General features: G+C 63.2%; 19 protein-coding genes and 1 pseudogene. 14 read left to right on the top strand and 6 right to left on the bottom strand.

What is annotated here, in order from left to right; all coding sequences use genetic code 11:
* Window positions 1-28 precede the first annotated feature (28 nt).
* The 3 genes from N430_RS00100 to N430_RS00090 all read left to right on the top strand — a co-directional run bounded on the left by N430_RS00100 (window position 29) and on the right by N430_RS00090 (window position 3328).
* The gene (locus N430_RS00100; protein WP_009685578.1) at window positions 29-739 is read left to right on the top strand and encodes a YebC/PmpR family DNA-binding transcriptional regulator; all 711 of its coding nucleotides are present in this window, start codon (window positions 29-31) and stop codon (window positions 737-739) included.
* Between the two features lie 150 nt (window positions 740-889).
* Window positions 890-1834, top strand: a complete 945-nt coding sequence (locus tag N430_RS00095) for a LysR family transcriptional regulator (RefSeq protein WP_110632443.1) — start codon at window positions 890-892, stop codon at window positions 1832-1834.
* Window positions 1835-1915: 81 nt separating this feature from the next.
* The gene (locus N430_RS00090; protein ID WP_110632446.1) at window positions 1916-3328 is read left to right on the top strand and encodes a DOPA decarboxylase; all 1413 of its coding nucleotides are present in this window, start codon (window positions 1916-1918) and stop codon (window positions 3326-3328) included.
* 121 nt (window positions 3329-3449) lie between these two features.
* On the opposite strand, the gene N430_RS00085 is transcribed toward N430_RS00090, so the two are convergent.
* Window positions 3450-4823 (bottom strand): MFS transporter, encoded by a 1374-nt coding sequence (locus tag N430_RS00085; protein ID WP_110632449.1) that lies wholly within the window; start codon window positions 4821-4823, stop codon window positions 3450-3452.
* Window positions 4824-5299: 476 nt separating this feature from the next.
* Between N430_RS00085 and quiC the strand changes: the two genes are divergently transcribed.
* The 5 genes from quiC to N430_RS00060 all read left to right on the top strand — a co-directional run bounded on the left by quiC (window position 5300) and on the right by N430_RS00060 (window position 9862).
* Window positions 5300-7207 (top strand): 3-dehydroshikimate dehydratase QuiC, encoded by a 1908-nt coding sequence (gene quiC / locus N430_RS00080; protein WP_110632452.1) that lies wholly within the window; start codon window positions 5300-5302, stop codon window positions 7205-7207.
* Window positions 7208-7422: 215 nt separating this feature from the next.
* Window positions 7423-8061: a dihydrofolate reductase family protein gene (locus tag N430_RS00075; protein ID WP_110632455.1), complete on the top strand. Its 639-nt coding sequence runs from the start codon at window positions 7423-7425 to the stop codon at window positions 8059-8061.
* Complete coding sequence (locus N430_RS00070; protein WP_110632457.1) at window positions 8048-8608, top strand: chalcone isomerase family protein; 561 nt, start codon at window positions 8048-8050, stop codon at window positions 8606-8608. Before N430_RS00075 ends, N430_RS00070 begins: the two co-directional genes overlap by 14 nt.
* 3 nt (window positions 8609-8611) lie before the next feature.
* Entirely contained in the window at window positions 8612-9184 is a 573-nt protein-coding gene (locus tag N430_RS00065) for a DUF3833 domain-containing protein (RefSeq protein WP_110632460.1), read from the top strand.
* 6 nt (window positions 9185-9190) lie between these two features.
* Complete coding sequence (locus N430_RS00060) at window positions 9191-9862, top strand: TetR/AcrR family transcriptional regulator (RefSeq protein WP_110632462.1); 672 nt, start codon at window positions 9191-9193, stop codon at window positions 9860-9862.
* A gap of 6 nt (window positions 9863-9868) precedes the next feature.
* On the opposite strand, the gene N430_RS00055 is transcribed toward N430_RS00060, so the two are convergent.
* Window positions 9869-10876 (bottom strand): GlxA family transcriptional regulator, encoded by a 1008-nt coding sequence (locus N430_RS00055; RefSeq protein WP_103447900.1) that lies wholly within the window; start codon window positions 10874-10876, stop codon window positions 9869-9871.
* A gap of 139 nt (window positions 10877-11015) precedes the next feature.
* Here N430_RS00055 and N430_RS00050 point away from each other — a divergent pair, with 139 nt between their 5' ends.
* A complete protein-coding gene (locus N430_RS00050) occupies window positions 11016-11486 on the top strand; it encodes an FAD/FMN-containing dehydrogenase (RefSeq protein ID WP_110632466.1) in 471 nt (156 codons plus the stop codon).
* Between the two features lie 57 nt (window positions 11487-11543).
* On the opposite strand, the gene N430_RS00045 is transcribed toward N430_RS00050, so the two are convergent.
* Together N430_RS00045 and N430_RS00040 are read right to left on the bottom strand one after the other, a co-directional pair.
* Window positions 11544-12800: a cation:dicarboxylate symporter family transporter gene (locus tag N430_RS00045; protein ID WP_110632470.1), complete on the bottom strand. Its 1257-nt coding sequence runs from the start codon at window positions 12798-12800 to the stop codon at window positions 11544-11546.
* Between the two features lie 92 nt (window positions 12801-12892).
* On the bottom strand, window positions 12893-13324 hold the full coding sequence (locus N430_RS00040) for a VOC family protein (protein ID WP_110632473.1): 432 nt from the start codon (window positions 13322-13324) through the stop codon (window positions 12893-12895).
* 175 nt (window positions 13325-13499) lie between these two features.
* Here N430_RS00040 and N430_RS00035 point away from each other — a divergent pair, with 175 nt between their 5' ends.
* Window positions 13500-14378, top strand: coding sequence for a LysR substrate-binding domain-containing protein (locus N430_RS00035; RefSeq protein ID WP_110632475.1), 879 nt, complete (start codon window positions 13500-13502; stop codon window positions 14376-14378).
* A 96-nt stretch (window positions 14379-14474) separates the two neighbouring features.
* The gene (locus N430_RS00030) at window positions 14475-14687 is read left to right on the top strand and encodes a PLDc N-terminal domain-containing protein (RefSeq protein ID WP_012314118.1); all 213 of its coding nucleotides are present in this window, start codon (window positions 14475-14477) and stop codon (window positions 14685-14687) included.
* A 41-nt stretch (window positions 14688-14728) separates the two neighbouring features.
* Here the strand turns inward: N430_RS00030 and N430_RS00025 are convergent, their stop codons facing one another.
* Window positions 14729-15055, bottom strand: coding sequence for a hypothetical protein (locus tag N430_RS00025; RefSeq protein WP_256591932.1), 327 nt, complete (start codon window positions 15053-15055; stop codon window positions 14729-14731).
* A 202-nt stretch (window positions 15056-15257) separates the two neighbouring features.
* On the opposite strand from N430_RS00025, the gene N430_RS00020 reads away from it, so the two are divergent.
* From N430_RS00020 to N430_RS00010, 3 genes are all read left to right on the top strand, one after another.
* Window positions 15258-15665, top strand: a complete 408-nt coding sequence (locus tag N430_RS00020; RefSeq protein ID WP_110632480.1) for a RidA family protein — start codon at window positions 15258-15260, stop codon at window positions 15663-15665.
* 151 nt (window positions 15666-15816) lie between these two features.
* Window positions 15817-16311: a GNAT family N-acetyltransferase gene (locus N430_RS00015; RefSeq protein ID WP_110632482.1), complete on the top strand. Its 495-nt coding sequence runs from the start codon at window positions 15817-15819 to the stop codon at window positions 16309-16311.
* Window positions 16312-16440: 129 nt separating this feature from the next.
* Window positions 16441-18531: an EAL domain-containing protein gene (locus tag N430_RS00010; RefSeq protein WP_110632485.1), complete on the top strand. Its 2091-nt coding sequence runs from the start codon at window positions 16441-16443 to the stop codon at window positions 18529-18531.
* Window positions 18532-18758: 227 nt separating this feature from the next.
* Here the strand turns inward: N430_RS00010 and N430_RS00005 are convergent.
* Window positions 18759-18965: pseudogene (locus N430_RS00005) on the bottom strand (IS110 family transposase); the annotation flags it as partial.

The raw sequence follows: 18965 nt of genomic DNA, 5'->3' as shown, positions 1-18965 counted from the left end.
ACCGGCCGCTGAAACAAAGAGAGTCGACATGGGCGCACAGTGGAAAGCCAAACATAGAGAAACAGCTGCCAATGCCAAGGGCAAGATCATGGGCAAGCTGGCCAAGGAAATCCAGATCGCGGCCAAATCCGGTGCCGACCCGGACATGAACCCGCGCCTGCGCCTGGCCATCGTCCAGGCCAAGAAAGCCTCGATGACCCGCGAGACCCTGGAGCGTGCCATCAAGAAAGGCGCTGGCCTGGACGGCGAGGCCGTGCAGTACCATGCCGTCAGCTATGAAGGCTTCGCCCCGCACCAGGTGCCATTGATCGTCGAGTGCCTGACTGACAACGTCAACCGCACCGTGGCGCAGATCCGCGTGCTGTTCCGCAAGGGCCAGCTGGGCGCCAGCGGCTCGGTGACCTGGGACTTCAACCACGTCGGCCTGATCGAAGCCACCCCGGAAGGCGATGCCGACCCGGAAATGGCCGCCATCGAAGCCGGTGCCCAGGACTTCGAGGAAGGTGAAGAAGAAGGTTCGACCCTGTTCATCACCGACACCACCGACCTGGATGCCGTGCAGAAGGCGCTGCCGGAGCATGGTTTCACCGTGACTTCGGCGAAGATCGGCTACACCCCGAAGAACCCGGTGAGCGCTGCCAGCCTGAGCGCTGAAGCACTGGCCGAGGTGGAAGCGTTCCTCGAGGCGATCGACGAGAACGATGACGTGCAGAACGTCTACGTTGGCCTGACTGACTAAAAAGCTGGGGCCGCTTTGCGGCCCTTTCGCGACACAAGGCCGCTCCCACAGGATTGCACCGCATTCAGATGTGGCGCTATCCCTGTAGGAGCGGCCTTGTGTCGCGAAACGAGGGCAAAGCCCTCGCCAGCCATCCGGAGCCGAACACCGATGAACCCCACCTTCGCCTCCCTCAGCCTCGCCCACCTGCGCACCCTCGACTGCCTCCTGCAGCTCAAGAACCTCAGCCACACCGCCGACCGCCTGGGCGTCAGCCAATCGGCCCTGAGCCGCCAGCTGGCCCACCTGCGCGACGCCTTCGACGACCCGTTACTGGTGCGCCAGGGCCGCGGTTATGTGCTCAGCGAACACGCCGAAGCCTTGGTCGAGCCCCTGCGCCAGGTGCTCGAAGAGCTCCAGGCCCTGCGCCAACCCGCCGCCTTCGACCCGGCCCGCTGCGAGCGGCGCTTCTGCCTGGCCGCGTCTGACTACGTGGCCGAGCACATGCTGCCGCTGCTGGTGGCTGCCTTGGAACAGGAAGCCCCGGGCGTGTCCATCGACTACCGCACCTGGCAGGCCGGGCAATACGCCTTGCTCGCCAGCGGCGAGATCGACCTGGCCACCACCTTGTTCGACGAGTCGCCGCCCAACCTGCATGGGCGCCTGCTCGGCGAAGACCGCGCGGTGTGCCTGATGCGCCAGGATCACCCGCTGACCGCGCTGGACGTGCTTGGCCAGGACGATTACCTGGCCTGCAAGCACGTGCGCATTTCCGGGGGTGGCGACAAGGACAGCTTCATCGACCGCCACCTGCGCGCCCAGGGGCTGCAGCGGCGTATCAGCCTGGAAGTACCGTTCTTTTCGGCCACCGTGCAGGTGATCGGCAACAGCCAGGCGCTGGCCACGGTGCCCGAGCACATCGCCCGGCAGCTGTGCCGCCTGCATGGGCTGGCGTGGCGGCCGTTGGGGTTTGTCGAGCATACCCAGCGCTATTGGGTTGTGTGGCATCAGCGTTTGCAGGCCTCGGCCGAGCACCGCTGGTTGCGCAACCGGGTGTTCGAGCTGTGGCGCCAGTCGCAGTTCGGGGTGCAGGGCGGGGTTGCAGGTTTGCCATAGCAGGTATGCGCGAAGCGGGGTTATTCGCGTGGGCGCAGGCGCCTAGACTGGGGGCACTGGACAATCCTCAGGAGAGCGCGCGTGACCCCAGAACAATTCCGCCAGTACGGCCACCAGCTGATCGACCTGATCGCCGACTACCGCCAATCCGTCGGTGAACGCCCGGTCATGGCCCAGGTCGAGCCCGGCTACCTCAAGGCCCAGCTGCCCCAAGGCGCCCCACAGCAGGGCGAGTCGTTCGACGCGATACTCGAAGACGTCAACCAACTGGTCATGCCCGGCCTGTCGCACTGGCAGCACCCGGACTTCTACGGCTACTTCCCGTCCAACGGCACCCTGTCGTCGGTGCTCGGCGATTTCCTCAGCACCGGCCTCGGCGTGCTCGGCCTGTCGTGGCAATCCAGCCCGGCGCTGAGCGAGCTGGAAGAAACCACCCTCGACTGGCTGCGCCAGTTGCTCGGCCTGTCGGGCCAGTGGAGCGGGGTGATCCAGGACACTGCGTCCACCAGCACCCTGGTGGCGCTGATCAGCGCCCGTGAGCGCGCCACCGATTACGCGCTGGTTCGCGGCGGCCTGCAGGCCGAGGCCAAGCCGTTGATCGTCTATGTCAGCGCCCATGCCCACAGCTCGGTGGACAAGGCCGCACTGCTGGCCGGCTTTGGCCGCGCCAACATTCGCCTGATCGCCACCGACGAACAGTTCGCCATGCGCCCGGAAGCGCTGCGGGCGGCCATCGAGCAAGACCTGGCCGCCGGTAATCAACCGTGTGCCGTGGTCGCCACCACCGGCACCACCACCACCACCGCCCTCGACCCACTGCGCCCGATCGGCGAAATCGCCCAGGCCAACGGGCTGTGGCTGCATGTCGACTCGGCCATGGCCGGCTCGGCGATGATCCTGCCGGAATGCCGCTGGATGTGGGACGGCATCGAGCTGGCCGATTCTGTCGTGGTGAACGCGCACAAGTGGCTGGGCGTAGCGTTCGATTGCTCGATCTACTACGTGCGTGATCCGCAGCATTTGATCCGGGTGATGAGCACCAACCCGAGCTACCTGCAGTCGGCGGTGGATGGCGAGGTGAAGAACCTGCGGGATTGGGGGATTCCGCTGGGGCGCCGGTTCCGTGCGCTGAAATTGTGGTTCATGTTGCGCAGCGAAGGCGTAGAGGCATTGCAGCAACGCTTGCGGCGGGACCTGGAGAACGCCCGCTGGCTGGCGGAGCAGGTGAATGCGACGGCGGAGTGGGACGTGCTGGCGCCGGTGCAGCTGCAGACTTTGTGCATTCGCCACCGGCCAGCGGGGCTGGAGGGAGAAGCGCTGGATGCGCATACCAAGGCGTGGGCTGAGCGGTTGAATGCGTCCGGGGTGGCCTATGTGACGCCGGCGACGCTGGAAGGGCGGTGGATGGTGCGGGTGTCGGTGGGGGCCTTGCCGACGGAGCGGGAGCATGTCGAGAAGCTTTGGGCGAACCTGCAAGAGGTGGTCAAAGGCTGACATCGATGGGGCCGCGTTGCGGCCCTTTCGCGACACAAGGCCGCTCCCACAGGGGCTATGCATACCCCTGTGGGAGCGGCCTTGTGTCGCGAAAGGGCTGCAAAGCAGCCCCAGCAATCTATCAGTTGCTCACCGCCTGAAAGCTCCCCTTGCGGCTGGCCTCGAAGGCTTCCTTCTCCATCGGCTTGGCATCCGGATTACCCAGGTCTTCCATCGCCATCCGGTGCGTCTCCGGCGCAATGTAGGCCGCCAGTGCACACACGCAGGTGATGAAGAACGCCAGGCCACCGATCACCAGCGGAATGTTCTCCGATCCCGGTGGCGCCACCAGGGCGAACAGCGCCGGCAGCATGGCGGTGAGCATGGTGCCGATGTTCTGCGCGATGGCCATGGCCGATACGCGGTAGCGGGTGTGGAACAGCTCCGGGTAGAAGCTTGGGAACACTGCGTTGTAGCCCTGGTAGACCATGCCCCACATCACGATCGAGGCGGCGAAGGCCAGTGGCACGTTCTGGATGCTGATCGCATACAGGTAGACAAAGGCCAGCAGGCCAGAGCCCAGGCAGCCGGCGATCATGGTCGGGCGACGGCCGATCTTGTCGGACAGGTTGCCCACGAACGGGATCACCAGCACCGCGACGATGTTGCCCACGACCGGGATCCACAGGTACACGCTCTTGTCGAAGCCGATGCCGTAGGCCGGCTGCACCGCATAGGCCGCGCCGAAGATGGTGGCAACCACCGGGATCACGTTCATCAGGGCCATGAACATCACCAGCACCATGTGCTTCCAGCTGTGGCGGAAGGCCTCGCTGATTGGCGACTTGGCAACCTTGTCCTGCTTCTCTTCCTTCACGAACGCCGGGGTTTCGTGCACTTCCTTACGGATGATGAAGCCCGCGATCAGGACGAAGGCGCTCATCAGGAACGGAATGCGCCAGCCCCAGTCATTGAAGGCGTCGCTCGGCATGAAGTAGGCCAGGGGCAGGAACACTGCCGCTGCCAGTACCTGGCCGGCCTGCACGCCCTGCAAGGTGAAGCTGGCGTAGTAACCGCGCCGGCCGAACGGGGCGTGCTCCATGATCATCGAACTGGCGCCGGAGATTTCACCGGCCACGGCAAAGCCTTGGACCAGGCGCAGCACCACCAGCAAGGCCGGGGCCAGCAGGCCGATGTCGTGGTAGGTCGGCAGCAGGCCCACGGCCATGGTCGACAGGCCCATCAGGAACATGCACAGCAGCAATACGTTCTTGCGACCGCGGGTATCACCCCAGTGGCCCAGCACGAAGGCGCCTACTGGGCGTGCCAGGTAGCCTACGCCGTAAGTCGCCAGCGAGGCGATGATGGCCATTTTCGGGTCAGTATTGGGGAAGAAGATCTGCGGGAAGATCAGCGCCGCAGCCTGGGCATAGATGAAGAAATCGTAGTATTCGAGTGCCGAGCCAATCCATCCGCTGGCGGTCGCTTTCTTGGCTTGAGAGCTTGAGTGAGCCATCGTTGTCTCCGTTGTTCTTGTAGGTCGCCGCACGGCTGGCGTCGCCCGGGGGCGGCCAGAGGGGGTGCGATCGCTTGTCGGGAGTAGGGCGGTTATAGCGCTGACGATCGCAGGCGGTGTCTGCAAAGGGAGGACGAACGAGCAGGTGCGGATCGCAAGGCGATGGAGGTGTGCATAGGTCGGTACCCGGTTTATTGAACTTATTATGTCGTGACGTTGGGCTTGTCTGCGCAGGTGCTGCCGAACGACCGTCAGGGCAGAAGAGGGCGGTCGGTGTGCCTGCGTCTGGGTCCATGTTTGCTTAGGGTTGGCAGTGAATCAATTCGCCGAAATCGGTTTTGTGCGGTAATCGAACGCAAAACTAACCATTCCGTACAAACAGATTGCCGGGCCGACTTTACCTGCGAATAATCGACAGTGCCAGAAACCCAACGGGGTTTTGGCCCGTCGTCCGTCCAATAACAAGGAACTCCCCCATGCAGCGTTCGATAGCCACCGTGTCCTTGAGCGGCACCCTGCCGGAAAAGCTCGAAGCCATCGCCGCCGCCGGTTTCGACGGCGTCGAGATCTTCGAGAACGACCTGTTGTACTACGCCGGCAGCCCGCGTGAAGTACGGCAGATGTGCGCCGACCTCGGCATTGCCATCACCCTGTTCCAGCCGTTTCGCGATTTTGAAGGCTGCCGCCGTGACCGCCTGCAGAAGAACCTCGACCGCGCCGAGCGCAAGTTCGACCTGATGCAAGAGCTGGGCACCGACCTGGTGCTGGTGTGCAGCAACGTCCAGGCTGACGCCCTGGGCGATGAACAGATCCTGGTGGACGACCTGCGCCTGCTCGGCGAGCACGCGGGCAAACGCGGCCTGCGCATCGGCTACGAAGCCCTGGCCTGGGGCCGCCACGTCAATACCTACCAGCAAGTGTGGAACCTGGTGCGCCAGGCCGACCACCCGGCGCTGGGCGTGATCCTCGACAGCTTCCACACCCTGTCGCTCAAGGGCGACCCAGCGGCGATCCGCGACATCCCCGGCGACAAGATCTTCTTCGTGCAGATGGCCGACGCGCCGATCCTGAACATGGACGTGCTGGAGTGGAGCCGCCACTTCCGCAACTTCCCAGGCCAGGGCGAAATGGACCTGGCCGGCTTCCTCGCACCGATCCTCGCCACTGGCTACCGCGGCCCGCTGTCGCTGGAGATATTCAACGACGGCTTCCGCGCCGCACCGCCACGGCAGAACGCCGCCGACGGCCTGCGCTCGCTGCTGTACCTCGAAGAGCAGACCCGCCTGCGCCTGGAGCAGGAAGGCACCGCCATCGAACCGGGCGTGCTGTTCACTCCGCCGGCCGCCAGCGCCTATGACGGCGTGGAGTTCCTTGAATTCGCCGTCGACGAAGCCGTCGGCGCGCGTCTGGGCGGCTGGCTCAAGCGCCTGGGCTTTGCCGAAGCCGGCAAGCACCGTAGCAAGGATGTGCGCCTGCTGCGCCAGAACGATATCAACATCGTGCTCAACGCCGAGCCGTACTCCTTCGGCCACAACTTCTTCGAAGCCCACGGTCCATCGCTGTGCGCCACCGCCCTGCGGGTCAAGGACGAGCACGCCGCGCTGCAACGCGCCACCGACTATCGTGGTCAGCCGTTCCGTGGCCTGGTCGGCCCCAACGAATGCGAAGTGCCAGCTGTGCGTGCGCCCGACGGCAGCCTGCTCTACCTGGTGGAGCAGGGCAAGGAAGGCCCGTCGCTGTACGACACCGACTTCCGCCTGGACCCGGCCGCCAGCGCCACCGGTGGCCTGCAGCGCATCGACCACATGGCCCTGGCGTTGCCAGCCGAGTCGCTGGACAGCTGGGTGCTGTTCTACAAGAGCCTGTTCGACTTTGCCGCCGATGACGAAGTGGTGCTGCCCGACCCATACGGCCTGGTCAAGAGCCGCGCCTTGCGCAGCCAGTGCGGCAGCCTGCGCTTGCCGCTGAACATCTCGGAAAACCGCAACACCGCCATCGCCCATGCGCTGTCCAGTTATCGTGGTTCGGGCGTGCATCACATCGCCTTCGATTGCGCGGACATCTTCAGCGAAGTGGCGCGGGCGAAGGAATCCGGGGTGCCGCTGCTGGAAATCCCGCTGAACTACTACGACGACCTCGCGGCGCGCTTTGATTTCAACGACGAGTTCCTCAGCGAACTGGCGTACTACAACGTGCTGTACGACCGTGATGCCCAGGGTGGCGAGCTTTTCCACGTGTACACCGAACCGTTCGAGGAGCGCTTCTTCTTCGAGATCATCCAGCGCAAGGGTGGTTATGCCGGGTACGGTGCGGCCAACGTCGCCGTGCGCCTGGCAGCGATGGCCAAGCGCCGCAGTGGCGCGGCGCGCAAGCCGGTGTTGTGATTGCGAGGTGCCCGGCGGGAGTGGGTGTCAGGGCTGAAAGGTGCCCGCCACAACATCTTCAGCGCTTATGAAATCGAGCGCCGCGCGGGCGGCGCTCGATCTCACCGGCGCTGCAAAACTTTCGGCGGACACTAGCAGCCATAACCGCGAACCAAGACCCAAGACCTTCTCATCTATGCTCATGAGGCTTTCATCTGCGAAGCGAGGGGGCAATCATGAGCAAGGTATTCGTCAACATCGGCCTCAGCCTCGACGGCTACATGGCCCCGGAAGGCATGGACATCGCGCACTGGGAAACTCCCGAGTACAAGCACTGGGGCGCCAGGTGGGGCGAGCTGATGAGCTGGATCCTCAAGCAGCAGTACTTCCGCGAGCACCTCATGTTCGCCTCGGGCGGCGAGACCGGCCCGGTCAACGACATGCTCCGCCACACCCTGGAACGTACCGGCGCAGCCATCATGGGCAAGCGCATGTTCGAGCAGGGTGAGCTTAGCTGGCCGGAGGAGGCACCTTTCCATTGCCCGGTTTACGTGCTCACCCACGAAAAGCGTGAACCATGGGTGCGTCCGGGCGGCACGACGTTCCACTTCTGCAACGAGGGGCCGGCGAAAGCCCTTGAGCTGGCCAGGGCGGTTGCAGGTAGCCGTGACATTCGTATCTCTGGTGGCGCGGATGTGATCCAGCAGTATTTGCGCATGGATGCCATCGACGAACTGGAAATTGCCTTGTCCCCGGTGCTCTTCGGTAGCGGTAGACGCCTGTTCGACAACCTGCACGAGCCCGTGGCCAAGTTTCGGGTCGAAAAAGCATTCCATACACCCGATGCGACGCACCTGCGCTATGTGCGAGCGTGAGGGGAGGTCGAGCCTGGCTATCCGCGCGGTCGCGCTGGTCGCCCTGCTGGCGATGTCACTGCCCGCAAGCGCGGATTGGCGTTCGTCACTGCCTGCCGCGCAGGTGGCGGGCAGTGGCGATTTCACCTGGTTCGGCCTGCGCCTTTACACCGCCCGCCTGTGGCGCGCCAACGCCTCGTGGAGCTGGGACGAGCCATTCGCCCTCGAACTGATCTACCACCGGTCGCTGTCACGGAACACGCTGGTGCAGGCCAGCATCGATGAAATACAACGGCTGGCGAAGCACCCACTGCCCACCGACACCGTCAAACGCTGGTCAGCCGCCATGGCTGAGGCCTTCGTGGACGTGCGCCCGGGCATGAACATCACCGGCCTGTATCTGCCCGGCCAGGGTTGCCGTTTCTACGTCGATGGCCAACTCAGCCTGGAAGTGGCCGACCCGGCCTTCGCCCGTGCGTTCTTTGCCATCTGGCTGGATCCCCGGGCCCGCGATGCACAGCTGCGCGAGCGCCTGCTAGGGGTGGGCGGGAGCGAACGAGGAGGTTGAAGCATGTACAAGGCACTCCTGTTGATCGCCTGCCTGCTGTTGGGCAGTTGCAAGGTCGGGGTCGAGCAGTATGCCCAGGAGCAGCCGCGCCTGGACCTGGTGGCGTTCTTCTCCCAACCCGTGCAGGCGTGGGGCATGTTCCAGAAGCGCTCGGGCGAGGTGGTCAAGCGCTTCCACGTGCGTATCGATAGCCGCCGCGAAGGTGAGCGACTGATCCTCGACGAGCATTTCGTGTACAGCGATGGTACACGCCAGCAGCGAATCTGGACCCTCACCCCCGACGGCCCCAACCGCTGGCGCGGCACGGCAGGCGATGTGATCGGCGAGGCCACTGGCATCATGGCCGGCAACGCCCTGCAATGGCGCTACCAACTGGACCTGCCGGTCGATGGCCGGCACTGGACGATGGACATGGATGACTGGATGTACCTGATGGACGAAGACACGCTCATCAACCGCACCCACATGAGCAAGCTGGGCGTCGAGGTCGGGCAGATAAGCTTGTTCTTTCGTCGCTTGCCGCAGGGCGAACCACTCACGGATAATCCCCCCAAATCCCAAAAAGACACCCCGTGAGCCGCCATGAGCAACCCCGTAGCCCCCCTCAGCCCGACTGAACCCTCGGCTACGCGCCAACCGCGCAAGAACAACCCCGAGAAAACCCGCGAGGACATCCTCCAGGCCGCCATCAACGAGTTCGTCCAGCAGGGCCTGGCCGGCGCGCGCGTGGACGCCATCGCCGAGCGCACGGCCACCTCCAAACGCATGATCTACTACTACTTCGGCAGCAAGGAGCAGCTCTACGTCGAGTGCCTGGTCAAGCTGTATGGCGACATCCGCAAGACCGAGCAGAGTCTGGACCTGGAGTCGCTGCCGGCCGAGCAGGCGATTCGCCGGCTGTCCGAGTTCACCTTCGACCACCACGACCGCAACGTCGATTTCGTGCGCATGGTCTGCACCGAGAACATCCATTACGGCGAGTACGTCAAGAAGTCCCCGGCCATCCGCGAGATGAGCAGCCTGGTGCTGCAGGCCTTGGGCAGCACCCTGGCGCGTGGCGTGAAAGAGGGCGTGTTCCGCCCTGGCATCGAGGTTATCGACCTGCACATGCTGATGAGTTCGTTCTGCTTCTACCGGGTGTCCAACCGCCACACCTTCGGCGACATCTTCCAGATCGACCTGGCCGACGAACAGGTCAAGCAACGCCACCGGCAGATGATCTGCGACGTAGTGCTCAGCTACATCCGCGCCTGAACCCGCTTACTCGCCCAGTCGTTGCTCACGTGACGGCGGGTAGCCGAAGTAAGCGGCGTAGCACTTGCTGAAGTGCGATACCGAGACAAAGCCGCAGGCCACGGCCACCTCCATCACCGACAGGTCGGAGTACTGCAGCAGGCGGCGGCTCTTGGTGATGCGCAGTTCCATGTAGTAGCGCCGCGGCGAAGTGCCGAGCTGGGCCTGGAACAAGCGGTCGATCTGCCGACGCGAGCGGCCGCTGTAGGCCGCCAGCTGGTCGAGGCTGAGGGTCTCTTCGAGGTTGTTTTCCATCAGCTCGACAATGGTGCGCAGGTGCAGGCTCATGGACTTCTTCGCCCCTGGGCCGACCTGGCGGTAGCGCGCGCCGGAGAACGACAGGATTTCTTCCACGCCTTCGGCCAGGCCGTCACCGTACAGGCGGCGCACCAGGCCCAGCATCAACTCCATGGCGCCGTTGGGGCTGGCAGCGCTGAGGCGGTCGCGGTCGAGGGTAAAGCTGGCCGGGGTGATGCGGGTTTGCGGGCTGCGCTCGGACAGGCTTGCGCGCTGCTCGGGGTGGATGCTGCAGCCGTAGTCGTCGAGCACGCCGGCCCGGCCGAGGAACCAGGCGCCGTTCCACAGCCCGCCCAGGGCCATGCCGTGGCTGGCGCAGTCGTCCAGCAGGCGGTCGAGCTCGGGGTATTTCAGCGGTGTGCGCAGGCCGCCGCAGACGATCAGCAGGTCGAGTTCCTTGAGTTCGCTGGCAGACAGTTCGCTGGCGACCAGTTCCAGGCCCAGGTCGCTCAGCACCCGGTCACCCTTGAGTGACAGTGGGGTGAAGCGGAAGCTGTCGGCGCGCAGCAGGTTGGCGGTGACCAGCACGTCCATGGCCACGGTGAAGCTGGCCATCGAGAAGTGCTCGAGCAGGATGAAGTCGACGCGGTAGGGGGCCTCGGGGCTGCCGGCGCTGGCCTTGAGCCGCAGCATGTTGCTGGTGCTGGTCTTCTTGCTGAACTGACGTGGGGTGGGCACTCTGGACTCCGCTTCCTGGCTGGCCAGCAGAGTGTGGCGGGAGCGTGCGGGAAAGACAATCTCCGGCGGGCGCGTGTCGTATTGCAGGTCGTGTTGAGGCAAGTGGGCTATGCTGGCGATTCTGTTCTGGAGAACCTCGATGAAATACGCCATCGCATTGCTGTTCGGTCTGCTGCCGTTGCTGGCCCAAGCCCTGGAGACAGGCGAGCGGTTGGCGCCCTGGACGCTGCTTGACCAGTTCGACCAGCCTTACAGCCTGAACGCCAACACTCACCTATTGCTGGTGGCCCGCGACATGGAGGGCGCCAAGCTGGTCAAGGCCGCCCTGGCCGACGCGCCCAAGGGCTACCTGGAGGCGCGCGATGCGGTGTTCGTTGCGGATATCCAGCGGATGCCCGCGCTGATCAGCAAGCTGTTCGCCATTCCGGCGATGCGCGATTACAGCTATCGGGTGATGCTTGATCGCGAAGGCCGCGTGGCCAGCCGTTATCCGGGGCAGGCAGGGCAGGTTTCATGGCTGCGCTTGAAGGATGGGGTGCTGGTGAGCGAGCAGGCCTTTGTCGATGCCGTGGCGCTCAAGGCGGCCCTGGACGGGGTGCCGGGGCACTGATGATGTGCCAGAGCCCTCTTCGTGAGAGGGCTTTGGCCGTGACAGGGCTCTGGTCGTTCAGTTGCGCACCGGCAGCGAGCTGCCATCACCCTTCAACGCCACGCCCTCCCAGCGGGCGATCACCAGTGGCGCGATTGCGTTACCGAGCACATTCAGCGTGGTGGTGCCGCTTTCGATGACGCGGAAGATACCGGCCACCAGTGCCACCGCTTCCAGTGGCAGCCCGGCCGATGCCAGTGTCGCCGAGAGGATGATGATTGCAAAGCCAGGCACGCCCGCGGCGCCCTTGGAGGTGAGCACCATCGTCACCACCAGGAGAATCTGCTGGGATAGCGTCAGGTCGATGCCATACAACTGAGCGATGAAGATCGTCGCGACGCCCAGGAAGATCGAGGCGCCATCCAGGTTGAAGGCGTAGCCGACCGGCACCACGAAGCTGACGATGCGCCTGGGCACGCCATACCGCTCAAGCTTTTCCATCAACTGTGGCATCACGGCGGCCGACGCGGCGCTGGAGCAGGCCAGGATCAGTTCATCCTTGAAGTAACGCACCAGCTTGAGCAGGTTTTCGCCTATCAGGTAGCAGATGCCACCCAGAATGATCAGCGCAAACAGCAGCAGTGCCAGGTACACCACGCCAATCAACTTGAGCAGTGGCAGCAGCGAGGCGAAGCCGAAGGTGGCGACGGTGGAGCCGATCATGCCGAACACGCCAATCGGCGCGTAAGCCATTACATAGTTGACCAGTTTGAACATGGCGTCGGCGGTGCCTTGCAGGGTGGCGAGCACCGCTGCACTCTTTTCCCGTGGCAACGCGTTCAAGGCCATGCCGAACAGGACGGCAAAAAACAGGATGGACAGTAGCTTGCCTTCGGAAAGTGACTGGAACACGTTGTCTGGCACGATGTTCTGCACGATCAGCAAGGCGCTTTTGGCGGGTTCCGTCTTCATGACGGTATCACCGTGTGCCATCCCTGCGATGACGGTGCCTGATCCAGGTTGCAGCAGGTTGCCAAGCACCAGTCCGACAATGATCGCCAAGGTGGTGATGGCAAAGAAATAACCGAGCGACTTGGCGCCCATGCGGCCGAACGACTTGTTGTCGCCGCCCCCGGCAATGCCAAGCACCATGCAACAGAAGACGATCGGTACGACAATCATCTTCATCATCTTGATGAAGATGTCACCCAAGGGTTTGAGGATTTCGGTACTTGCCCATTGTTGATAAGCGGGGTGGCTGTTCAGGTACCAGCCGACGAGGATACCGAGTAACAGACCGGCAACGATCTGCCAGACCAGCGGGACTTTTTTCATGGCTCTAGCCTTTTTTATAGAAGGTGTGCTGCGCGATTGGCAGTAGCTAGATGCGTGGGCGCCAGCGCCCACGCCAAGGGCACGCTGACGGATCAGGCTTGTTTGGCGAAAATCTGCCCCCTGTCCTTGAATGCCTTGAATTCAAGTGCATTGCCGCAGGGGTCGAACAGGAACATGGTGGCCTGTTCGCCCACCTGGCCCTTGAAACGGATGTACGGTTCGATAACGAACTGGGTGCCCAGCGCGGTCAGGCGCTTGGCCAGCGCTTCCCATTCGTCCCAGTGCAGGATGACGCCAAAATGTGGCGCCGGTACGTTGTGGCCGTCTACAGGGTTACTCAGTGCCTGTTCCTGATACGACATCTTCGGGTGTTCGTGGATCACCAGTTGATGGCCATAGAAGTTGAAGTCGACCCATTGCGCAGCCGAGCGGCCTTCTTCAAGGTTGAACACTTCGCCATAGAACGTTCGGGCAGCAGCAATATCGTGAACGGGGATTGCCAAGTGGAAAGGGGAGAGGCTCATCAGGTGCTCCTGTGAATCGATTTAATGGAGGCGAAAGCCGGGGGCTTTCGTCTGGAACCTGAAAACCGAGCTTGCCGGCAAGCGTCTGTTTTTTTGTTCTGCGGACGAGTTTAGGGATGGCGAATCAATAAAAAAATCAATATATTTTTCTTAAAAACACAAAGGAAATTTGTTGATGATTCGCGAGCTGAAGACGTTGATCGTGGTCGCCCGCGAGGGCACCTTTGCCGCGGCGGGCTTGAAGGTCAACCTGACCCAGGCAGCGGTGAGCGCCCAGATGCAGCGGCTGGAGGACGAACTGGGGTTCGAGATTTTCGAGCGCAGGGGCAGGAACGCCCAGTTGAACCGGCGTGGTCAGCAAATTCTGATTCAGGCGCAGGAAGTGATTCGGCTCTACAGCAGTCTGGGGTCCAATGTGCCTGGGTCCGCGCCCACTGTGCAGGTGGACATTGGCGCCATCGCATCCATTCAGCGGTCGCTGCTGCCGCAAGCGCTGGCGCAGTTTCATGCGGCCCGTCCGGAGTGCCGTACACGTATCATCCCCGGGTTGTCACTGGAGTTGCTCAGCGCCGTCGATGCCAGGGAGATCGATATCGCGGTGATCATCCGGCCGCCATTCGAACTGCAGAGCGATTTGCAATGGACGACCCTGGCCCGCGAGCCTTACCGCCTGATCGTGCCCGCAGGGCTGGAGCAGGCGCAATGGAGCGATCTCCTGACCACGCAACCCTTCATTCGTTATGACCGCTCCTCGTTCGGCGGTCGTCAGGTCGATCGCTTCCTGCGCCAGGCTCATTTCAACACCCGCGAAGTGTGCGAACTGGACGAACTGGAGGCCATCACCGAACTGGTTGGCAAGGGCGTTGGCGTGGCGCTGGTACCGCAGACCGTCACCCGGGATGCCTGGCCCGCCAGCGTGCGGGCCTATGACCTTGGTGCACATACCTTCCATCGCGACATCGGCCTGGTGCACCACGCCAATGTGCTCTTGAGCGAGCAGGTGACGCAACTGATCGCTCTCATCGTCCAGGCCGCCCGACAATCTGAGACTTGAGACGCGCGGGTTGTCACTGAACGCACGCAGCAAATCCGAGTGAACCCTCACGGCTGGCTGTAACCCAAACCAGTACATGCCAACGGGAGAGTGCTCATGGAAATCGGAACGATCTGGATCATTGTCGCGGCCCTGGTCATCCTGCTGGAAATCTTCGCCATCTGGCACATCATCGGCAGTGAACGGCGCGCGGAGCGCAAGATGCTGTGGATCGTGTTCGTGGTCTATGCACCGTTCCCGGGATTGCTGTTCTGGGCCTGGCGGGGGCCGCGGGCGGTGAAGGGCAGGGCGGTGCTGCAGGAGAAGTGACCGGTTTGGTATCAGGCGCAAGGCGCCTGATACCGATGGTTTCAGTCGGGCGTGATGCCGATCTTGATGGCTGGGTCGAGGCCACTGACCATCAGGCTGCCGGCGAAGCTGACTGTCTTGTCTACCTCAAGCGCCTTGAACGCATCGCGGATTTGGGTACGAATCGACTTGCTGGCTTCTTTGCGTTTTTCCTCCTTCGTACCGGGCGACAGGACCAGCTTGCCGTGTAGCGTCGTTTCGACCTTGCCGGAGGTCTTCCAGCCCATCTCTTCACGCAGGTGAGTGCGCGCTACTGCGGCGTCGCCTTCGTGCTCTTTGCCCTCAGGGCTGATGGTGTAGGCGAGTTGGAATTCGTAGGACATGCTCATGGCTTTTCCTTCAGTGAAGCGGCGCTGCGCCGCGGCTCTGGCCTCCATGCCGGGAGCTGCAATCTAGCGAATTATGCGGAGCAATCCTACATACGCGGTGTTGAGCTTCTGTGCAGCAATAACGAAATTTCCTACAGCAGCTTGACCTCTACCTAACTCGAGCCCACAGACTCGGACGCTCATTCACACGAAGGAGCGTTCCATGACCCGTGCATTCCAGCTGTCCAATCCACAAGGCTTGTACGACCCCAGTAGCAATGCCTATTCCCATGTTGCCGAAGTCACTGCCGGCAGCCGTCTGCTGTTTATCGCCGGCCAGGGTGGGGAGGATGCCGATGGGCAGCTTTCGCCCGATTTTGCCGGGCAGACCCGCCAGGCGCTGGCCAATTTGCAGACTGCACTGGCTTCGAAAGGGGCGGAGTTGGCACAGGTGTTCAAGCTGACGTTGCTGATTGTCGATCACAGTGAAGAACGCCTGGCGCAGTGGGTGGCTGAAGCGGATCGGGCCTGGGGAGGGCACATGAAGCCGACCTGCACGCTGATACCGGTGCCGCGCCTGGCGCTGGATGGCATGTTGGTGGAGATCGAGGCTGTGGCGGCTGTGGGGTAAGCCTGTGGCGGCCTGTTCGCGGGCTTGCCCGCTCCCACAGGTACTGCACGGCATTCAGAACCTGCGGTGAACCTGCGGGCGAGCCCGCGAAAAGGCCATCACAGGTCATGCAAAAGCCTTAGAATGGCCTTTTCCCCGAGCCCACCCAGCCATGCTGCCCATCGAACTGCTGCCCACCACCCCAGACCAGGCCGAACTGATCCGTAACCTCTATCAGTTCTATGCCTACGAGTCCTCCGACTGGGAGCAGGAAGATGTCGAGGTGGACGGCCGTTTCTACATCCACGAAGAGCACCTGCAGCGCTACTGGCAGTCCCCGGGCTGGAGCGCCAGCCTGGTGCTGGTGGATGGTTTCATTGCCGGTTTCGTGCTGGTCGAGCGCAGCGAGTTGCCCGGCATCGAGGCGCTGGAAATGGCCGACCTGTTCATCCTCAAGCGCTATCGGCGCCAGGGCATCGGCCGTGCCGTGGCCAACCAGTTCCTCGCCAGCCCAGGCGACTGGCTGCTGCGTTGCTACGCCCTGGACCCGATCGCAGTGGCGTTCTGCAAGGCCGTAGTGGCCGACCTGCAACGGCCGGTGCAACAGATCTTCCCCGGTGACGAGCCCGACCTGCTCACCTACCAGGTGACATCCGTCTTCCACTGACCGCAGCTAAATTCTGTGATCTACTTCACAAAACTCACTCGCAAGGCATAATGCCAGCACTGCTTTACAAGACCCGGCTGCTCTGGCGCGGGGTTCCTTTCGTGCGCGTCGAAGGTTCAGGTAAATTTCATGTCGCTAGTCGCAAGCCCCGACATCATGTACCGGCTGTTGATCCAGAGCGTGGTGGACTATGCCATCTACCTGCTCACTCCCGACGGTATTGTCGCCAACTGGAACCCCGGCGCCGAGCGGGCCAAGGGCTACCGCGCCGAGGAAATCGTCGGCCAGCATTACTCGCTGTTCTACAGCGAAGACGAGCGCGCAGCCGGCCTGCCCGAGCAAAACCTTGAGCAGGCCCGCAGCACCGGCCGTTTCGAAGAGATCGGCTCGCGCCTGCGCAAGGACGGCTCGGCGTTTCATGCCCATGTGGTGATCGACGCGGTTCGCGATGACAACGGCCAGCTGGTCGGCTTCGCCAAGGTCACCCGCGACATTTCCGAGCGCCGTCAGCAGGAGCTTGAGCTGTTGCAGGCCAAGGAACTGGCCGAGCAGTACAGCCAGGAAATGGCCAACCTGTCGCAGTTCCTCGACTCGGTGATCGCCAACATCCCCGCCAGCGTCATCGTCCAGGACCTGGAAAGCCAGCGCATCCTGCTCGCCAACCAGCAGGCCGAGCGCCTGTTCGGCGGCGGCGGCAAGCCGATGATCGGCCATACGCCTGGAGAGTGCCTGGCACCGGCCGCAGCGGATTACCTGGAAACCCAGCTCAGCCGAGGCGCGCGCAGCAGCAAGGGTTTTGCCGCCGAAACCCGGGTCGACACCGCCTGCGGACCGCGCACCCTGCGCAGCCGTGCGCTGCTCAGCCAGAAGTGCGAGGGCCAGGCCGATTACGTGCTGTTCGTGGCCGAAGACGCCACCGAAGAACTGGCCGCCCACGCGCAAATCCACCACATGGCGCACCACGACGCGCTCACCGGGCTGCCCAACCGCACCTTGTTCCACGAGCGCCTCAAGCAGGCCCTGGTGCGCGGCCACGAGAGCGAAAAGCTCACCGCTGCGCTGTGCCTGGACCTGGACAACTTCAAGAACATCAACGACTCCCTCGGCCATGCCTTCGGCGACAAGCTGCTGCGTGCCTTGGGCAAGCGCCTGCGCCGCGAGTTGCGCGAGCACGACACCCTGGCCCGGCTGGGCGGCGATGAGTTTGCCGTGGTGCTGACTCACCTGGACAGCCGCGAAGCTGCCTGCAACACCGCCAAGCGCCTGATCGAGGCAATCTGCCCGCCATTCCAGATCGAAGGCCACCAGTTCTCGGTGGGTGTCAGCATCGGTATCGCCATCGCCCCCGACGACAACCACCAGGCCGAGCAACTGCTCGGCTATGCCGACATGGCCCTGTACGAGGCCAAGCGCAACGGCCGCAACCGCTACGAGTGCTTCCACCTCGAACTGGATGTCGCCGCCCGCCAGCGCCGCCTGGTGGAAACCGACCTGCGCACCGCCCTGCACCTGGGGCAGCTGCACCTGCACTACCAACCGGTGGTGGACCAGCTGACCAGCAGCGTGACCGGCTACGAAGCGCTGCTGCGCTGGGAGCACCCGACCCGCGGCATGGTCATGCCCATGGACTTCATCCCCATCGCCGAAGAAACCGGGCTGATCCACGAACTCGGCACCCGTGCGCTGAACCTGGCGTGCCAGGAGGCGGCCACTTGGGGAACCGAGCAGACCGTGTCGGTGAACCTGTCGCCGGTGCAGTTCAAGAATGCCAACCTGGTCCACACCGTGACCCTGGCCCTGGCCGATTCGGGGCTGGCACCGCAGCGCCTGGAACTGGAGATCACCGAGTCGGTGCTGTTGGGCAACAGTGAAGAGAACGTGCGCACCCTGCGGGCGCTGAAGGACCTGGGCGTGTCGATCTCGCTGGATGACTTTGGTACGGGCTATTCGTCGCTGGGCTACCTGCGTTCGTTCCCGTTCGACCGGATCAAGATCGACAAGTCGTTCGTGCATGACATGTGCGACAGCCGCGAAGCGATGTCGATCATCCGCGCGATCACCGAGCTGTCCAACAGCCTGATGATCAAGACCACGGCCGAAGGGGTGGAGTCGGAGGAGCAGATGCAGCGGCTGCGGGCGGAAGGATGCTCGCACTTCCAGGGCTATCTGTATGGGCGGCCGGCGCCGGCCAGTGAGCGCTTGAAGCAGGTCTGCGTGTAACCGTTCGAGGGCCCATTCGCGGGTAAACCCGCTCCCACAGGTATTGCACAAGTCTGAAAGCCTGTGGTGAACCCTGTGGGAGATTCTATGGCCGAAGGCAATTTCTCAGTTGAACCGCCTTCGGCCTCTTTCAGCAATCTCCAGGCACAAGTCAGTGCGCCAGAGAATTTCTCTTCGGCGTTGGGTGCTATCCGTCAGTTTGGTTGGGCTGCGCAGCAGCCCCGGCCTCAGTTGGCCGGCTTAGCACCTCCGGTATATACCTCGGGCTTCCAGTCGGCCTGATGCCTCATCAGGCCGAAGGCCAGCCGAGCCAAGCGACGCGCAAGGATCACCAAGGCTTGGGTGGTTTTCTTCCCGCGTGCTTGATGATGGGCGTAAAACTGCGACCAAGTCTTGGTTCGGCTTCCGCTCATCGAGGCGTTGTATAGCAGCCT

The organism is Pseudomonas sp. CC120222-01a, from assembly GCF_003097235.1.
Lineage (GTDB): Bacteria > Pseudomonadota > Gammaproteobacteria > Pseudomonadales > Pseudomonadaceae > Aquipseudomonas.
Note: the sequence above shows the minus strand (reverse complement) of the source record. Positions and strands in the feature narration are given on the sequence as shown.

Bases quoted from the DNA above. Each gene is read 5' to 3' on its own strand.
- N430_RS00020 (WP_110632480.1), top strand. From the start codon at position 15,258: ATGACCCGTGCATTCCAGCTGTCCAATCCACAAGGCTTGTACGACCCC.
- N430_RS00060 (WP_110632462.1), top strand. From the start codon at position 9,191: ATGAGCAACCCCGTAGCCCCCCTCAGCCCGACTGAACCCTCGGCTACG.
- N430_RS00075 (WP_110632455.1), top strand. From the start codon at position 7,423: ATGAGCAAGGTATTCGTCAACATCGGCCTCAGCCTCGACGGCTACATG.
- N430_RS00070 (WP_110632457.1), top strand. From the start codon at position 8,048: ATGTGCGAGCGTGAGGGGAGGTCGAGCCTGGCTATCCGCGCGGTCGCG.
- N430_RS00100 (WP_009685578.1), top strand. From the start codon at position 29: ATGGGCGCACAGTGGAAAGCCAAACATAGAGAAACAGCTGCCAATGCC.
- quiC (WP_110632452.1), top strand. From the start codon at position 5,300: ATGCAGCGTTCGATAGCCACCGTGTCCTTGAGCGGCACCCTGCCGGAA.
- N430_RS00040 (WP_110632473.1), bottom strand. From the start codon at position 13,324: ATGAGCCTCTCCCCTTTCCACTTGGCAATCCCCGTTCACGATATTGCT.
- N430_RS00015 (WP_110632482.1), top strand. From the start codon at position 15,817: ATGCTGCCCATCGAACTGCTGCCCACCACCCCAGACCAGGCCGAACTG.
- N430_RS00035 (WP_110632475.1), top strand. From the start codon at position 13,500: ATGATTCGCGAGCTGAAGACGTTGATCGTGGTCGCCCGCGAGGGCACC.
- N430_RS00045 (WP_110632470.1), bottom strand. From the start codon at position 12,800: ATGAAAAAAGTCCCGCTGGTCTGGCAGATCGTTGCCGGTCTGTTACTC.
- N430_RS00025 (WP_256591932.1), bottom strand. From the start codon at position 15,055: ATGAGCATGTCCTACGAATTCCAACTCGCCTACACCATCAGCCCTGAG.
- N430_RS00010 (WP_110632485.1), top strand. From the start codon at position 16,441: ATGTCGCTAGTCGCAAGCCCCGACATCATGTACCGGCTGTTGATCCAG.
- N430_RS00095 (WP_110632443.1), top strand. From the start codon at position 890: ATGAACCCCACCTTCGCCTCCCTCAGCCTCGCCCACCTGCGCACCCTC.
- N430_RS00050 (WP_110632466.1), top strand. From the start codon at position 11,016: ATGAAATACGCCATCGCATTGCTGTTCGGTCTGCTGCCGTTGCTGGCC.
- N430_RS00030 (WP_012314118.1), top strand. From the start codon at position 14,475: ATGGAAATCGGAACGATCTGGATCATTGTCGCGGCCCTGGTCATCCTG.
- N430_RS00085 (WP_110632449.1), bottom strand. From the start codon at position 4,823: ATGGCTCACTCAAGCTCTCAAGCCAAGAAAGCGACCGCCAGCGGATGG.
- N430_RS00065 (WP_110632460.1), top strand. From the start codon at position 8,612: ATGTACAAGGCACTCCTGTTGATCGCCTGCCTGCTGTTGGGCAGTTGC.